Below are 16,884 nucleotides of genomic sequence, written 5' to 3'. Positions count from 1 at the left end.
GACGCGTGCGGTGCGCGCGCCCAGGTCACCGCTCCCAATGGAACTTGAAGGGTTAGTTCGTGACCAAGTTCATCCTGCGTCGACTAGGACAGTCACTCCTCGTCCTGCTCGGCGGCTCACTGTTGCTCTACGTCCTGGTGATCAACTCGGGAGACCCCCTCAAGGACCTCCGCGAGAGCAACGCGAAGAACCGCGAGTACCTCATCCAGCAGCGCACCTCGTTCATGGGGCTCGACGAGCCCTGGTACGCGCGGTACTGGGACTGGCTCCGCGGTGTGTCCAAGTGCTTCACGCTCAACTGCGACCTCGGGACCAACCGTTCCGGCACAGACGTCACAGCCCTCCTCGGCAACGCCGTCGCCTCGACCCTCCGACTCGTGATCCTCGCAACGGTGCTCGCGATCATCATCGGTGTGCTCGTCGGGATCATGACGGCCATCCGCCAGTACTCGGGCTTCGACTACGTCGTGACCTTCATGGCCTTCCTCTTCTACTCCCTCCCCGTGTTCTGGGTCGCGGTCCTGCTCAAGGAGTACGGCGCGATCAGGTTCAACGACTGGATCGTCGAACCGACCTTCTCACCCGTGCAGATCATCATCACCGCGCTGGTCATCGGCTTCGCGCTGCAGGGGATCCTCGGTGGTGACCGCAAGCGGCGCCTGCTGACCGCGGGCACCGCGATCGTCTTCGTCGCGGCAGCGATGTTCTACTTCAGCGCAGTCGAGTGGTTCCGCCGCCCGGCTCTCGGTGTCGGCGTGGTCGTCCTCGTCGCGGCGGCCTTCGCGGTCGGCCTCACGGTCCTGGTCGTCGGGCTCAGCAACCGCCGGGTGCTCTACGCGGGTCTCACCACCGTCGGTGCGGGCCTCGTCAGCTACTTCGTCACCATGCCGATCCTCGAAGACCCCTCGTGGGGGATCATCGCGGTCCTCGGTCTTGTCACCGTCGTGGTGGGCGCAGCCGTCGGCTGGTTCTGGGGCGGAGAGTCGCGTCGTCTCGCGATGACGGTCTCGATCTCGACAGCCGTGATGATGGGCATCCTCACCGTCGCCGACCACGCGATCTCGAACTGGAGCGGCCTGCTCAAGCTCAAGCCGCGCCCGATCTCGACCATCGGCTCCGAGACCCCCAACCTCGTGGGATCGTTCTGGGACACCTTCCTCGACCAGGGGACGCAGCTCATCCTGCCGACCATCGTCCTCACCCTCATCTCGGTCGCGTCGTACACCCGCTACACGCGCTCCTCGATGCTCGAGGTGATGAACCAGGACTACGTCCGCACAGCACGGTCCAAGGGGCTCTCCGAGCGGGTGGTCATCGTCAAGCACGCCTTCCGCAACGCGCTCATCCCGATCACGACCATCGTGGCCTTCGACTTCGCAGGTCTCATCGGCGGCGCCGTCATCACCGAGAAGGTCTTCGGCTGGAAGGGCATGGGTGAGCTGTTCCAGACCGGCCTGTCCAACGTCGACCCGGCCCCTGTCATGGCTTTCTTCCTCGTGACGGGCACCGCGGCGATCGTCATGAACCTCGTCGCCGACCTTGCGTACGCGGCCCTCGACCCGCGGATCAGGAGGTGACGGACATGGCCAGCACGACCACCACGACCGTGACCACCCTGTCCGCGACCCGCGCCATGACCACCGGAGAGCGCAATGACTGACCCCAACCAGCCCGTGAACCCGGAGCGCATCCCGACTCCGGCAGACGGCGGCATCGACCCCGTCGCGGCTCACATGCACGACGCCCCCGGCCCGTCGAAGACCGAGCAGAAGTCCTACAGCCAGGGCCAGCTCGTCGTGCGCCGGTTCCTGCGCCACAAGGGCGCGATGGTCTCCCTCGTCATCCTGGTGCTCATCACGCTGCTCGCCTTCACCTCGATCGGCATCGGCCCGGTCCCGGGGTGGTGGGGCAAGGACTACACCAAGGCCGCGGACGTCATCAACGGCGGACGCCCGACCTACTCCTTCCCGTTCACGCTCGGCGAGCACCCCTTCGGGCAGGACTCGACGGGCAAGGACTACTTCGCCCTCGTGATGAAGGGGACGCAGGTCTCGCTCATCGTCGCCTTCACCGTCGGGATCCTCGCGACCATCCTCGGGACCGTCATCGGCGGTCTCGCGGGGTACTTCCGCGGCTGGCTCGAGACACTCCTCATGCGTCTCACCGACCTTGTCATCGTCATCCCGCTCCTGGTCCTGGCTGCGGTGCTCGGACAGATCGCGTCCTCGTGGGGTGTGTTCGGGCTCGCGATCATGCTCGGCCTCGTCACCTGGACCGGCCTCGCCAGGCTCGTCCGCGGAGAGGTCCTCTCGCTCCGTGAGCGCGAGTTCGTCGCCTCGGCCCGGGCCATCGGCACGGGTTCGGCCCGGATCGTCGTCAAGCACATCCTGCCGAACACGATCGGCGTCATCATCGTCTCGGCAACCCTGTCGATCGCCTCGGCGATCCTGCTCGAGACCGCGCTGAGCTTCCTCGGCTTCGGGGTCAAGCCGCCCGACGTCTCGCTCGGGCTGCTCATCAGCGACTACCAGAACGCGTTCACCAACCGACCGTGGCTCTTCTGGTTCCCCGGTCTGTTCATCCTGGCCATCGCGCTCACCGTGAACTTCATCGGTGACGGCCTCCGTGACGCCTTCGACCCCCGTCAGAACAGGAACAAGGACTGATGAGCACCACGACTCCCGCTCCAGCGGACAGCACAGCAGTCCTGTCCTTCACCGACCTCGACGTCAAGTTCGGCACCGAGTTCGGCACGGTCCACGCCGTCAAGGGAATCTCCCTGGCGGTCCAGCCGGGCGAGGTCCTCGCGCTCGTCGGCGAGTCCGGCTCGGGAAAGTCCGTCACCTCGATGACGGCGCTCGGTCTGCTCCCGAAGAACGCTCGCGTCGGTGGGCGCATCACGGTCGGCGACACCGTCGTCGGCGAGCTCGACGACAAGGGGCTGCGCCGCATGCGCGGCAACGACGTGGCCATGGTCTTCCAGGAGCCCATGACAGCGCTCAACCCCGTGCTCACCATCGGCACCCAGCTCACCGAGGCCCTCGAGCTGCACGGCATCGCCTACGGCAAGCAGGCCGTGGCCCGCGCCGTCGAGCTGCTGCGCATGGTGGGCATCCCCGAGCCGGAGCGCCGCGTCAAGCAGTACCCGCACGAGCTCTCGGGCGGGCAGCGTCAGCGTGTGGTCATCGCGATGGCCATCAGCTGCGACCCGAAGGTGATCATCGCCGACGAGCCGACCACGGCCCTCGACGTCACGGTCCAGGCCGACATCCTCGACCTGCTGCGCTCGCTCAAGGACAAGCTCAACACCGGCATCCTGCTCATCACCCACAACATGGGTGTCGTGGCCGACATGGCCGACCGGGTGGCCGTGATGCTCAAGGGCACGATCGTCGAGACCGGCACGGCCGACGAGGTGCTCAACCACCCGCAGCACGACTACACCAAGAAGCTGCTCGCCTCGGTCCCGCACCTCGGGTCCGGGCCGGGTCAGCTCGGCACCGTCGTGACCGAGGTGGCCGAGGCCCCCGAGGGTGACAAGCCGGCGCTCGAGCTGAAGAACCTCGTCATCGAGTACCAGCGCGTGGGCAAGACGCCCTTCCGCGCTGTCGACGACGTGACCTTCACCGTCGGCTCGGGCGAGATCGTCGGGCTCGTGGGGGAGTCGGGCTCGGGCAAGTCGACGATCGCGCGCTGCGCCCTCGGGCTCATCCCGGCGGTCAGCGGCTCCGTGTCGATCTTCGGCACCAGCTTCGCCGCGATGAACCACAAGCAGTCCAAGGCGCTCCGCAAGCGGATCGGTGTCGTGTTCCAGGACCCGGCCTCGTCGCTCAACCCGCGCTTCCCGATCGGTGACTGCATCGCCGAGCCTCTCGTCGTGCACAAGATCGGCGACAAGAAGTCCAGGCTCGCCAAGGTCTACGAGCTCCTCGACGCCGTCGAGCTGCCCCGCGACGTCATCAACCGGTACCCGCACGAGCTCTCCGGCGGTCAGCGCCAGCGCGTGAGCATCGCCCGCGCCCTCACGCTCGACCCTGAGCTGCTCGTCGCTGACGAGCCCACCTCGGCCCTGGACGTCTCGGTCCAGGCGAGCGTCCTGGCGATGTTCACGGCCCTCCAGGAGCGCTACCGCTTCGGCTGCGTCTTCGTCTCGCACGACCTCGCGGTCATCGACATGCTCGCGCACCGCGTGGTCGTGCTGCAGGACGGCAAGATCGTCGAGCAGGGCACCCGGGAAGAGGTGCTCCTCAACCCGACGCAGGAGTACACGCGTCGCCTGCTCGCCGCAGCGCCGGTCCCCGAGCCCGGGGAGCAGCGTCGTCGCCGCGACGCACGCCACGCCCTGCTCGCCCAGCTGGGCGACGAGGTCACCGAGCTGCGCACCTGAGAAGTCTGCAGAATCTGCGCACGGCTCACGCAGAGGCGCCCACCCGGCTGGTATCGGGTGGGCGCCTCTCGTGCGTCTGGTGCCGCCGGGACCTCTGCCGCACGTCGCGGCCGACCGCAACCGGGGGAGCGCCGGCGGCCTGCTGCGGCGGGACCACGCCGACGAGGGTGATCTCGGACCGTGCTCGCAGGCGGTCGGACGCCCGATGTACCTGCGCTAACGTCCCAGTTCAGAGGGGCTGACAGGTCAATGATCGCAACGATCTGCTCGCCGCATGTCCAGCATGTGAACACTGTGTCTCCAGTGTTACTGACCAGTATCACTTCGGTAACGATCACCACCCCAGGCCCCCCGATGGTCAGAGGTGCCCCGGAGAGCCGATAGTTTCCTCTACATACGACGGTCTCTCTCCCTCTCGCGCGCCCGGATCTTTCCCGGGCCCCTCGAGCGGGACGCACCCGGTGCGGGGGCCCCCAGTCCTTCCAGGAGGAACATTGAAGATCAGGAAGCTCAGCGCTGTCGCAGCCGTCACGGCTGCCAGCGTGCTCGCCCTCTCGGCGTGCGGCAGCGACGACAACGGCGGCAGCGGAGAGGGTTCGGGGTCCACCTCGGACAACGTCTTCACCATCGCCTACAACGCTGACGGTGGCCACCAGGCCTGGGTCGACGCCACGGCGAACAGCATCAAGAACACGCTGGGCATCGAGGCGGAGGGCAAGCCGTACGCGACCTTCGCCGAGCTCCGCACCGACGTCACCGAGCGCAAGATGACCGGCGCGTTCCGCACCGGGTGGCAGGCTGACTACCCCAGCCTCTACAACTTCCTCGGCCCGCTCTACGGCACCGGTGCCGGCTCGAACGACGGCGAGTACTCGAACCCCGAGTTCGACGACCTGCTGACGCAGGGTCAGGGCGCGAAGAGCATCGACGAGGCCAACGGCTTCTTCGACCAGGCTCAGGAGATCCTCCTCGCCGACCTCCCCGCGATCCCGCTGTGGTACGCCAACGTCACCGGTGGTTCCTCCGAGGCCGTCGACAACGTCGCCTTCGGCTGGAACAGCGTCCCGCTGTACTACGCCGTGACGAAGGAGGACGGCACCCCCGTCCGTGCCAACGGCACCGAGCCCCAGAACCCGCTCGTCCCGACCAACACCAACGAGGTCGGCGGCGGTCGCATCATCGACGCGCTCTTCCAGGGCCTCGTGTCCTACGACGAGTCGGGTGCGCCGGTCAACGAGCTCGCCGAGTCGATCACGAGCGACGACCAGCAGACCTGGACCATCAAGATCAAGGGCGGCACGACCTTCACCAACGGTGAGGCCGTCACCGCGAAGTCCTTCGTCGACGCGTGGAACTACGGCGCGCTGCTCAGCAACGCCCAGCTCTCCTCGTACTTCTTCGAGGGCATCGAGGGCTACTCGGCCGACGCCGACTCGCCGCTCACCGGCCTCGCGGTCGTCGACGACACCACCTTCACGGTCAAGCTCAACCAGCCTGAGGCCGACTTCCCGCTCCGCCTGGGCTACAGCGCGTACCTGCCGCTGCCGTCCGCCGCGTACGCGGACATGGCTGCCTTCGGCGAGGCGCCGATCGGCAACGGGCCGTACATGATGAACGGTGCATGGCGCCACAACGAGGCCGTCGACCTCGTCGTGAACCCCGACTACTCGGGCCCGCGCACCCCCGCCAACACCGGTGTGAGCTTCGTGTTCTACGACTCCTTCGACTCGGCGTACAACGACCTCCTGGCCAACAACCTCGACGTGTTCGACGGCATCCCCGACAGCGCGTTCGGCACGTTCCAGGACGACCTCGGCGACCGTGCGGTCAACCAGCCCGCTGCCGTGTTCCAGTCCTTCACCATCGCCCAGAACCTCGAGCACTTCGAGGGTGAAGAGGGCAAGCTCCGCCGTCAGGCCATCTCGATGGCCATCGACCGCGAGGCGATCACCGACACCATCTTCGAGGGCACCCGCACCCCCGCCGCCGACTTCACCTCCCCGGTGATCGACGGCTGGAGCGACACCCTCGCCGGTGTCGACGCGCTCGTCTACAACCCGGAGAAGGCGAAGGAGCTGTGGGCACAGGCTGACGAGATCAGCCAGTGGTGACATCTCACTGACGCCAGACCCGTAGTACCGCACACCGTGCACCAGGTGGGGTGGAGGGCCAGACGGTCCTCCACCCCACCTGCGTCGTGTCTGACGCCTGACACGACGTCCAGTACAGTGGCGGGCGCGCTCCTCACGAAGGAGCTGCCCGCCCGCAGGAAGGATTGGCTCCATGGTCCGATATATCGGACGCAGGCTGTTGCAGATGATCCCGGTGTTCATCGGCGCAACGCTGCTCATCTACCTCATGGTCTTCGCGCTCCCGGGTGACCCGATCCAGGCGCTCGGCGGAGACCGCGGGCTCTCGCCTGCAGTCGCCGACCAGATCCGGTCGCAGTTCAACCTGGACAAGCCACTCATCGTCCAGTACCTGCTCTTCCTCAAGGGCATCTTCACCTTCGACCTCGGGAACTCGTTCTCGGGCCAGCCGATCTTCGACGTGGTCGCCCGGGCCTTCCCGGTCACCATCAAGCTCGCGCTCATGGCCCTGGTCATCGAGGCCGTGCTCGGCGTCGGCATCGGTTTCATCGCCGGTCTGCGCAAGGGCGGGATCTTCGACGGCACAGTGCTGCTCGTCAGCCTCGTGGTCATCGCCGTGCCGACCTTCGTCATCGGTTTTGTGCTGCAGTTCTTCATCGGCGTGAAGGCCGGCTGGCTGCCACCCACGGTCGGCGGAGACGTGAGCCTGAAGTCCTTGCTCATGCCCGCCATCGTGCTCGGCGCCGTCTCCTTCGCGTACGTGCTGCGACTGACCCGGACCTCGGTCGCCGAGAACCTCTCGGCCGACTACGTCCGCACCGCGACGGCCAAGGGCCTGTCTCGCGGGCGCGTGGTCAACGTGCACGTGCTGCGCAACTCCCTCATCCCCGTGATCACCTTCCTCGGGGCCGACCTCGGCGCGCTCATGGGCGGCGCCATCGTCACCGAGGGCATCTTCAACATCGCAGGTGTGGGTGGGACCTTGTACCAGGCCATCATCCGCGGCGAGCCGTCCACAGTCGTCACCTTCGTGACGATCCTCGTGGTCGTCTACATCATCGCGAACCTGCTCGTCGACCTGCTCTACGCAGTCCTGGACCCAAGGATCCGTTATGCCTGATGGCACCACGCCGGCTCACAGCCGGCCCTCCGAGGACGCCACGGCGAGCACCCCCCGCCCCGGCCAGACCCACTTCGTCGCCGACGTCTCGCAGACCCCCGTGGCCGTCGTCGACAAGGTCGACGAGAGCGCACCGGCCTCGAGCCTGTGGCGCGACGCCTGGCGCGACCTGCGCCACCGCGTGCTCTTCTGGGTGTCCGCCGCGCTCATCCTCGCGGTCCTCCTCGTCGCGCTGTTCCCCGGCCTGTTCACGTCGGTCGACCCGCGCTTCTGCGAGCTCCGCAACTCCCTGGGCAACCCCCAGTCCGGTCACCCCTTCGGCTTCGACCGCCAGGGCTGCGACGTCTACTCCCGTGTCATCTACGGGGCACGCGCGTCGGTGTCCGTCGGAGTCCTGACGACCATCGGCGTCGTGCTCCTCGGCGGCCTCATGGGCGCCCTCGCGGGCTTCTACGGCCGCTGGTTCGACACGATCCTGTCGAGGATCACGGACATCTTCTTCGCGATCCCGCTCGTGCTCGCCGCGATCGTCCTCGGCCAGGTCTTCTCCGAGGGCCGCACGGTCCTCAACGTCGTCGCGGTCCTCACGGTCTTCGGCTGGCCCCAGGTCGCCCGCATCACCCGTGGTGCTGTCATGAGCGTCAAGAACAACGACTACGTGACGGCCTCCAAGGCCCTCGGCGCCTCGCGCCTGAGCATCCTCGGACGCCACGTGATCCCGAACGCGGCTGCGCCGATCATCGTCGTCGCCACGGTCTCCCTCGGCACCTTCATCGTCGCCGAGGCGACGCTGTCGTTCCTCGGGCTGGGCCTGCCTCAGAACGTCCTGTCCTGGGGCCACGACATCGCGACCGCGCAGTCGTCGCTGCGGACCAACCCGAGCGTGCTGCTCTACCCGTCGGTAGCGCTCGCGCTCACGGTCCTCAGCTTCATCATGATGGGCGACGCCGTGCGTGACGCCCTCGACCCGAAGGCGCGGAAGCGATGAGCGCGACAGCAGGCCAGGAGCCCCTCCTGGAGATCCGTGACCTCGACGTCACGTTCACGACCATCAACGGGGAGGTGCCCGCGGTCCGCGGCGCCAACCTCACGATCTACCCCGGCCAGTCCGTCGCGATCGTCGGCGAGTCCGGCTCGGGCAAGTCCACGACGGCGCACGCGATCATCAGCCTGCTCCCCGGGACCGGCAAAGTCACGGGCGGCTCGATCCGCTTCGACGGCCGCGAGATCACCACGGCCTCGAAGAAGGAGATCGTCGCGATGCGCGGCGACCAGATCGGCCTGGTCCCTCAGGACCCGATGTCGAACCTCAACCCTGTCTGGAGCATCGGTTTCCAGGTCAAGGAGGCGCTGGCCGCCAACAACATCGACGTCTCCCGCGGGACCCGCAAGGGCCTCGCCGAGGCGATCGGCTCGTCCGAGGGCGGTGTCACCGGTGGTGACCTGCTCATCGGGCGCAAGGGCAAGGCCTCGCTGCTCGGGGTGCTGCGCACCTCGCTCACCGAGCAGCCCGGCGTCGACGGCCCAGCCGTCGAGGCTGCTGTCGCCACGGCCGACCAGCGGATCGTCGTGGGGTCCACGACCAAGGCCGCAGCCGTGAGCATCCTCGAAGAGGTCGGGCTCGCCTCGGCGCGCTCGGTCGTCGAGGCCGAGACCACGACGGCGAACGTCGACGACCGAGTCGCCGGTCTGCTTGCCGAGGCTGGTCTGCCGGACGCGGTCCGCCGCGCCAAGCAGTACCCGCACGAGTTCTCGGGCGGCATGCGTCAGCGTGCGCTCATCGCGATCGGCCTGGCCTCGCGGCCGAAGCTGCTCATCGCGGACGAGCCCACGTCGGCGCTCGACGTGACGGTGCAGCGGACGATCCTCGACCACCTCGAGGGACTCACGCGCGAGCTCGGCACAGCGGTCCTGTTCATCACCCACGACCTCGGCCTCGCGGCCGAGCGGGCCGAGCACCTCGTGGTCATGTACCGCGGGCGTGTCGTCGAGTCCGGGCCTTCGCGGGAGATCCTCGCCAACCCGCAGCACCCGTACACCCAGCGCCTCGTGGCGGCGGCCCCGTCGCTCGCCTCGCGTCGCATCCAGTCGGCCAAGGCACGCGGCGAGCAGTCTCAGGACCTCCTTGCCGCGACCGCTGGTGACGGTGTCAGCAGCAGCCGCGACGACGTCGTGGTGGTCGAGAACCTCACCAAGGTGTTCCAGATCCGCGGGTCCGGCAAGCACCAGGACTTCAAGGCCGTGGACGACGTGTCGTTCTCGATCAAGAAGGGCACGACAGTCGCGCTCGTGGGGGAGTCGGGCTCCGGCAAGTCCACCGTCGCGAACATCATGCTCAACCTGCTCGACCCGACCGAGGGCAAGATCTACTTCGACGGCGTGGACCTGTCGACGCTCGGCTCCTCGGAGCTGTTCGACTTCCGTCGCCGGGTGCAGCCGATCTTCCAGAACCCCTACGGCTCGCTCGACCCGATGTACTCGATCTTCCGCACCATCGAAGAGCCGCTGCGCATCCACAAGGTCGGCAGCAAGAAGGAGCGCGAGGCGCGGGTCCGTGAGGTCCTCGACATGGTGGCCCTGCCGCAGTCGACGATGCGCCGCTTCCCCAACGAGCTCTCGGGAGGGCAGCGTCAGCGCATCGCGATCGCGCGTGCCCTCGCCCTGCGCCCGGAGGTCATCGTGTGCGACGAGGCCGTCTCGGCCCTCGACGTGCTCGTCCAGGCGCAGGTCCTCGAGCTGCTCAACGACCTGCAGTCCGAGCTCGACCTGAGCTACCTGTTCATCACGCACGACCTCGCGGTGGTCCGCCAGATCGCCGACCAGGTGTGCGTCATGAAGAACGGTCGCATCATCGAGTCCGCGACGACCGACGAGGTCTTCGACAGCCCGCGCGAGGAGTACACGCGCGAGCTGCTCGGAGCCATCCCGGGATCACGTCTCGACGTGGTGCCGAGCGGTCCGGAAGACCTCGACCTGCGCTGAGCACGACCTGAGCCAGACCAGCACCACGCACGACCAGCACGATCAGCATGACCAGCACGACAGGTCGCGCGCGGGCAGCACAGCTGCCCGCGCGCGACCCACGCCCCGTCGCCGTCCAGCACGGCCGGGGGACGACGCGACGACGCGACGCTCGACCGGAGGGGGCCCGGACGATGGGGACGAAGACCACGACGGCACCTGGTGCCGTCCCGTCGCGCGCCCCAGAGCGGGCGCGGGCCGGCACCAGCCCGACCGGGACACCCTCGACAGGGCTCGCAGGCCTCCTCCGGGCCCGGCTCCGCGCGTCCAGGGCGGCACTCCTCGGCCTGGCCGCCGTCACCCTGCTCGTCGCCGGGACGGTCGGCGGGACCTTCGCCTTCGTCGAGCAGAGCAGCACCCAGGCCGTCCGGACCGCACCCGACCTGCTGACGGGACCTGGTTCTGTGCTGCGGGTCACCACCCGGCTGGCGCCGGACCCTACCGCGCAGGACGGCACCGTGCGCCAGATCTTCGCGTCCGCGACGGGTGACACCCCCGTGGACGTCTCTCGCTCCCTGACGACCGAGGCCCGCTCGGCGAGCGCCGCCGACGGCGCACCGCTCGAGCAGGTCGTCCTCAGCGCCCGGACCGCCGCAGCTGGCAGCACAGTCCCCGGCCCCGGCGAGGCGCTCCTGCCGACCTCTGCCGCCGAGCCGCTGGGCCTCGAGGTCGGCGACACCGTCGTGGTCGCCGACGTCCCGCTCGTGGTCGTCGGGCTCTGGGAGCCGGACCCGGGGGCGCCCGGGTCCGCCCTCGACGAGACCTCCGGCTCGGGTGAGCCCCCGTACGGCCCTGTCCTCGTCGACGAGCAGACGCTGCTCGCGGTCCAGGACGACCCCTTCGTCGGCTGGACAGTCTCGACTCGCACCCCGCTGCTCACCGTCGACGACGTCGCCACCCTCGCCACCGGGCTCCCGGGGGTGCGCGGCGCCGTGACGGCGAGCCCTGCCGACGTCCGTGGTGTCGTCGAGACCGGAACGCTCACGGCGACTGTCGCGGCCCTCGACGCGCAGGCGTCGACGGCCCGTGCCGTGACGACGGCGCCCGTGGTGCTGCTGCTCGTGGTGAGCCTCGTGTCGCTCGTCGAGCTCGCGCGGATGCTCGTGGCCGTGCGGGCCAGGGAGAGCCAGATCCTCGTCGCCCGCGGGGCGTCGGCGGCTCAGCTCGGGTGGCTGGGGCTGGTCGAGGTGCTCCCGGCAGCTGTGGGCGGTGCGCTGCTCGGTGGTGCTGGCGCGTGGGCTGCGCTGGCCCTCGTCGGCCCTGTCGGAGGGTGGACGGCGCTCGGTGCTGCCTGGATCGTCGGGTCGGCTGCCGGTGTGGCAGTCCTCGTCGCCGTCGTCTTCGTGGTGGTGACGGCTGTCGACGCGAGGTCCCTCGCCCGGGCGCGGGCGGTCGACGCGTCGGGCCGGGCCCGGACCGCGGTCGGAGTCGTCGCCGTCGTGCTGCTGGGCGCGGTCTCCGTGCTGCTCGGCTGGCGGCTGTGGCGGGCCCGCGGGCTCGCGGTCCCCGAGGCGGAGGCCCTCGTGGTCGCCGCCCCGGGAGTCCTGCTGCTCGCCCTCGTGCTCGTCGTCCTCGTGCTGCTCGCGCCGACGCTGCGCCTCGTCGAGCGTCGCGCCCGCCGCAGACCTGGGTTGGCGCCGGTCTACGCGGCGCGCCAGGTCTCCCGCAGGCTCGTGGCCTTCACGGTCCCCGCCGTGCTCGTGGCGCTCGCGACAGGCTCCGTGCTGCTCGCGAGCGGCTACAGCGGCACCGTGGACCACCTGCGCGGTCAGGTCGGCGGGCTCGCGACAGGCAGCGACGTCCGGGTGCAGACCACGACCACCGGGGTGGTCACGCCGCTCACCACGGTCCCGGCGCTCGACGTCGACGACGGAGTCGCCGCAGCCTCGTCGCTCGTGCTCGATGTCGAGGGCACTGTCGGTGACGGACCTGTCCGGGTCCTCGCGGTGCCCGGCGAGCAGATCGCGCCGCTGCTCTCGCGGACACCTGCGGTCGATGCGTCGTCGCTCGTCGTCGTGGCTCCCCGCCCTGCGCTGCCTGGCCTGGCTCTGCCCGAGGGGACCAGCGCGCTGCGGCTGGACCTCAGCGGTCAGGCCGTCGAGGCGGAGATCGACGAGACACGGTTCTCCCGCAGGATCCGGGCGCCGATGCCGGCCTTCGGCGGACCGCCTGTCCCGGTCACCACGGTCGTGTGGCTGGCCGACGAGCACGGCGGCATCGTGCAGACCAGCGCCGATCCCGTCTCGTTCCCGGTCCTCGCCGGCGACGACGGCTCACGCACCGACGTCGAGGTCGAGATCCCTGTCCCAGACACGGCCAGCAGCTGGCGGGTGGTCTCCGTCGAGCTGCGCGCCGACCCTCGGCGCGGACCTGTGGCCCTCGACCTCGCGGTCACGAGCGTCGGGACCCTCGCGGACACCGGGGCGACCGCTGACGACGGGACGTCGGGGCCGACAGACCTCGCCGGGGCGCAGGGCACGTGGAGCCTGCTCGACGCGCTGGTCGGGGCGTCGGGCACCGCGTACGACGGGAGCCTGTCGCTGACGAGCCCGCCTGACGCCGTGCTGCCCGCGGTCAGCGGCGTGCTCGAGGCCGCGGCGGTCCAGGCGCGGCTCCGCTTCATGCCCCCCGGAGCCGACCCCAGCCTCGACCCGGGGGCAACCGATCTCGCGCCGGCGGTCCCCGCCGTCGTCGTCCCGGAGCTCTTGGCTCGTCTCGACGCCGCAGTCGGTGACACGCTCGACGCGACGGTCGTCGGTCAGCGCGTGACGCTCGAGATCGTCGGTTCGGTGCCCGCGCTGCCCGGCGGTCTCGGCGGTCCCGCACTCATGCTCGACCTCGACGCGCTGCAGGCCTACGGTCTGCGCACGGCGCGGGCCCCGGCCGCGGGCGACGAGATCTGGGTGGTGGCCCAGGACCCCTCGGAGGTCGGTGTGCTCGTCGAGGCTGTCGAGACGCAGGTCCCGCCTGCGTGGACCGTCACGAGCGCCGGTACCGCCGCCGCGGTCCCGGCCCCCTCGATCGGGTCGGCCTTCTGGATCGCCGCAGCCGGGGCCGTCGCCCTGTCCCTCGCGGGGACGTGGTCGGTCCTCGGAGCCCTGGGCCGTGCGCGGCGCGGCGAGGTCGTCGCGCTGCGTGCTGTCGGTGTGAGCGGGGGCGCGCAGGCACGCTCTCGGACCTCTGAGCTCCTCGTCGTGCTCGGCTGCGCTGTCGTCGCCGGGCTCGTCTCCGGTGCGCTGGTGACGCTGGCGGTCGCCGGGCTCTTCGCCCGCGTCACCGTGCCCGAGGCCTTCGCAGGCATCGCCTCGGGTGTGCACCCCTCAGTCGTCCCGATGGTCGTGCTGCTGCTCGCCCTCGTGGTCGGCGCCGGCCTGCTCGTCGCGGACCAGGCCCGGACCGTGCGCAGGCAGGCCCTCGACCTCGACCACCGGGAGGACGCCCGATGAGCCGCACGAGCGCAGCCGGCAGCCCCGGAGGCTCCCACGCACCCGGGTCCGGCCCGCCGCGGACTCCGGCGGTGCCTGGCCCTGCGCCCGCCGCGCGCAGGACCACGCGCGCCGAGCGACGGGTCCCGGTGGTCCGGCGGGTGCTCGCCGACGACCTCCGGGCCGGGACTGTCGTGCTCCTGGTGACGGTCGTCGCCGCGCTGCTGCTCGCCGTGTGGCCGCGGGCGGTCCAGGTGGTCTCGGACGACATCACGAGCCACAGGCTCGCCGCGACCACGCCGATCACCCGGGACATCTCGTCGAGCAACCAGACCCCGTACTACGGCGCCTCGCGGGGGACAGCGCCGTCGGCGGTCCCCGACGAGTGGGAGACCACCTTCGGGTTGCTCGACGGCGGTCTGCGGCAGGCTCACGACGCCCTGCCCGACCCGCTGCGCGCCGGGGTCCTCGACCCGCGCATGCGGACCTCGGCGCGAGGGGACGTCGTGGTCGAGACCTCAGAGCGCTCGGACGTGGCCGCCATCAACCTCCGCGAGACCCAGGACCCCTACCTCGCAGAGCACGTGACCCTCACGGAGGGGCGCTGGCCGACCATCGACGACTCGCCGGTGGCCCTCGCGGAAGGGCCTATCGAGCGGACACCGCAGCCCGTCGGGATCGCCCTCTCCGCCGCCGCCGCCGAGAGGCTCGCCTGGGACGTCGGCCAGACCCGCCAGGCCTTCGGCCGTGGAGACTTCGTCCTGCTCGGGACCTACACCGCGGACGACCCTGACGAGGACTACTGGTACCACACCCCGTCTGCGGCTCAGCCGGCCATCGTCGACAGCATCAACGTCGGCATCGTGCTCACGGCCGCCGCGTACCGGGGACCGGGGATCGACCCGTTCCTCGACAGGCTCGACGTCTGGTTCGACGTCGACCCCTCGCCCTACACCTCAGACCAGCTGTCCGACATCTCCTCCCAGCTCCGCGGCTTCACGGCGGCTCCGCTGTCCTACGGCGTCGACCAGCCCGACGGGACCCTCAAGCTCTCCTCGGAACTCCCCGGGACCCTCGACACGATCGAGCGTGACATCTCCGCGACGACGACTGTCGTCGCCCTGCTCGCTGCCGGGCCCGTCGCGGGGCTCGGGCTGCTGCTGCTCGCGGCCGTCAGGGTCATCGCCTCGCGACGCCGCACCGCGCTCGCTCTGGCCCGGGCCCGCGGGGCCTCCGGTCTGCAGGTCCGCGGCCTCCTGGCTGTCGAGGGCCTGCTGCTCGGGATCGTCGGGGGAGGGCTCGGCCTGCTCGGAGCCGTGCTGCTCGTGCCGACGGCCTTCGCACCCGCCGTCCTCGTCGGACCGCTCGTGGCGGCGCTCGCCCCCGCCGTGATGCTCGCGGCGAGCGCACCTCCTGCAGGTCTGCGCGGTGTCCGTCAGGACTCTGCGGCCCGGTCGACGAGCCGGCTCCGGAGAGTCTGGGAGGTGCTCGTCGTGGCGGTCGCCGTGACCGCGACGGTCCTGGTGCTGCGCCGCGGTGCCGAGGACACCGGGAGCGGGACGGACCCGTTGCTCGCCGCGACGCCGGCCCTCCTGGCGGTCGCGACGGCCGTGGTGGTCGCACGGATCGCGCCGCTGCTCCTCGCCCCTGTCGTCCGGCTGGCCCGCTCGCGGCGCGGCGCGCTGTCCTTCCTCGGGGCGGCCTCGGCGACCCGGGACCGTCGTGGCCAGCTGGCCCCGCTCGTCGGGCTCGTGGTGGCCGTGACCGTCGCGGTGCTCTCCACGGTCCTGCTGACCACGGTGCGCACCGGGCTCGAGACCCAGACCTGGGACGCCATCGGGGCCGACCTGCGCTCGACGGGGCCGATCGTCGACGAGGAGACCCTCGCCCTGGTCCGTGAGGTGCCAGGCGTCGCGGCGGCCACCACCGCGACCGAGGTGACCCCCGCGGCGCTCTCGACGGGTGACGACAGGCTCCAGGCGCGGGTGCTGCTCGTGGACCCGGTCGACCTCGCGCAGGTCCAGCAGGACGTCCCGGGCTGGACCGTCCCCGACCTCGCCGCCCCGACGGACGGCGGTCCGCTGCCGGCTGTCGTGTCGAGCCGCTTCGCGCTCGAGGGCGGGGCGACCGTCACGGTCGACGGGCAGGTCGTCGTGCTCGACGTCGTCAACCAGCGCCCCGAGGTCCCGGGCGTCTCGACCACGTCGGGCTGGGTGCTGCTCGACAGGTCGAGCCTCGCCGACCTGACCGGGACCACCTACCTGCCGCGGACCCTGCTGGTCCGCCTCGACCCTACGGTCGAGGACGCGGACCGGGCTGCCGTCGTCGCGCAGGTCGGTGAGATCACCGGGCCGAGCGCCCTCGAGGTCCAGGCCGACGCCGTCGGGCTCCGCCTCGAGGACCCGACGCTCGCCGGGCTGCAGGGCGCGCTCCTCGTCGGGACCCTCGTGGCGCTCGTCGTGGGCGCCTCGACGATCGTGCTCGGCGAGGTCATGGCGACGGGTCGTCGCGAGAGGCTCGTCGCCGTGCTCAAGATCCTCGGGATGCCCGCGCGCGGGCCTCGGGTCATCACCACCTGGGAGATCGCCTCCTGGGCTGTGCCCTCCCTCGTCGCAGGGCTGGCCCTCGGGCTGGCGCTGCCCGTGCTCGTCGCCCGGACCGTCGACCTGCGCGCCTTCACCGGCGGTGCGACCGCACCGCCGCTCGTCTACGACCCTGCCGCGCTGCTCGGCGTCCTCGGGGTCTTCGTCGTCGTCGTGGGGGTCTGCTGCCTCGTCTCAGCGGCCCTCGGACGACGGGTCAGCTCCGCGGCGACGCTGCGGTCGGTACAGGAGTGAGAGA

9 protein-coding genes are annotated in these 16,884 nt (G+C 70.4%); all 9 read left to right on the top strand.

The window, feature by feature from the left end:
• Positions 1–59 precede the first annotated feature (59 nt).
• The 9 genes from HZZ10_RS13495 to HZZ10_RS13455 all read left to right on the top strand — a co-directional run bounded on the left by HZZ10_RS13495 (position 60) and on the right by HZZ10_RS13455 (position 16,880).
• On the top strand, positions 60–1,577 hold the full coding sequence (locus HZZ10_RS13495; protein ID WP_179913894.1) for an ABC transporter permease: 1,518 nt from the start codon (positions 60–62) through the stop codon (positions 1,575–1,577).
• 75 nt (positions 1,578–1,652) lie between these two features.
• Complete coding sequence (locus HZZ10_RS13490; protein ID WP_179913893.1) at positions 1,653–2,666, top strand: ABC transporter permease; 1,014 nt, start codon at positions 1,653–1,655, stop codon at positions 2,664–2,666.
• On the top strand, positions 2,666–4,387 hold the full coding sequence (locus tag HZZ10_RS13485; RefSeq protein WP_056129450.1) for an ABC transporter ATP-binding protein: 1,722 nt from the start codon (positions 2,666–2,668) through the stop codon (positions 4,385–4,387). Before HZZ10_RS13490 ends, HZZ10_RS13485 begins: the two co-directional genes overlap by 1 nt.
• Positions 4,388–4,881: 494 nt before the next feature.
• The gene (locus tag HZZ10_RS13480; RefSeq protein WP_056129453.1) at positions 4,882–6,498 is read left to right on the top strand and encodes an ABC transporter substrate-binding protein; all 1,617 of its coding nucleotides are present in this window, start codon (positions 4,882–4,884) and stop codon (positions 6,496–6,498) included.
• Positions 6,499–6,670: 172 nt separating this feature from the next.
• A complete protein-coding gene (locus HZZ10_RS13475) occupies positions 6,671–7,597 on the top strand; it encodes an ABC transporter permease (RefSeq protein WP_056129458.1) in 927 nt (308 codons plus the stop codon).
• Positions 7,590–8,585: an ABC transporter permease gene (locus HZZ10_RS13470; RefSeq protein WP_056129459.1), complete on the top strand. Its 996-nt coding sequence runs from the start codon at positions 7,590–7,592 to the stop codon at positions 8,583–8,585. Before HZZ10_RS13475 ends, HZZ10_RS13470 begins: the two co-directional genes overlap by 8 nt.
• Complete coding sequence (locus HZZ10_RS13465; RefSeq protein WP_056129462.1) at positions 8,582–10,579, top strand: dipeptide ABC transporter ATP-binding protein; 1,998 nt, start codon at positions 8,582–8,584, stop codon at positions 10,577–10,579. Before HZZ10_RS13470 ends, HZZ10_RS13465 begins: the two co-directional genes overlap by 4 nt.
• A 47-nt stretch (positions 10,580–10,626) precedes the next feature.
• On the top strand, positions 10,627–14,064 hold the full coding sequence (locus HZZ10_RS13460) for a hypothetical protein (protein ID WP_179913892.1): 3,438 nt from the start codon (positions 10,627–10,629) through the stop codon (positions 14,062–14,064).
• Positions 14,061–16,880: an FtsX-like permease family protein gene (locus tag HZZ10_RS13455; protein ID WP_179913891.1), complete on the top strand. Its 2,820-nt coding sequence runs from the start codon at positions 14,061–14,063 to the stop codon at positions 16,878–16,880. Before HZZ10_RS13460 ends, HZZ10_RS13455 begins: the two co-directional genes overlap by 4 nt.
• Positions 16,881–16,884: the final 4 nt, after the last annotated feature.

The organism is Sanguibacter inulinus, assembly GCF_013415325.1.
GTDB lineage: Bacteria > Actinomycetota > Actinomycetes > Actinomycetales > Cellulomonadaceae > Sanguibacter > Sanguibacter inulinus.
Note: the sequence above shows the minus strand (reverse complement) of the source record. Positions and strands in the feature narration are given on the sequence as shown.

What these genes read in the sequence shown, in the direction of transcription:
- HZZ10_RS13490 (WP_179913893.1), top strand. Translation starts at nt 1,653, where the DNA reads ATGACTGACCCCAACCAGCCCGTGAACCCGGAGCGCATCCCGACTCCG.
- HZZ10_RS13485 (WP_056129450.1), top strand. Translation starts at nt 2,666, where the DNA reads ATGAGCACCACGACTCCCGCTCCAGCGGACAGCACAGCAGTCCTGTCC.
- HZZ10_RS13475 (WP_056129458.1), top strand. Translation starts at nt 6,671, where the DNA reads ATGGTCCGATATATCGGACGCAGGCTGTTGCAGATGATCCCGGTGTTC.
- HZZ10_RS13470 (WP_056129459.1), top strand. Translation starts at nt 7,590, where the DNA reads ATGCCTGATGGCACCACGCCGGCTCACAGCCGGCCCTCCGAGGACGCC.
- HZZ10_RS13465 (WP_056129462.1), top strand. Translation starts at nt 8,582, where the DNA reads ATGAGCGCGACAGCAGGCCAGGAGCCCCTCCTGGAGATCCGTGACCTC.
- HZZ10_RS13460 (WP_179913892.1), top strand. Translation starts at nt 10,627, where the DNA reads ATGACCAGCACGACAGGTCGCGCGCGGGCAGCACAGCTGCCCGCGCGC.
- HZZ10_RS13455 (WP_179913891.1), top strand. Translation starts at nt 14,061, where the DNA reads ATGAGCCGCACGAGCGCAGCCGGCAGCCCCGGAGGCTCCCACGCACCC.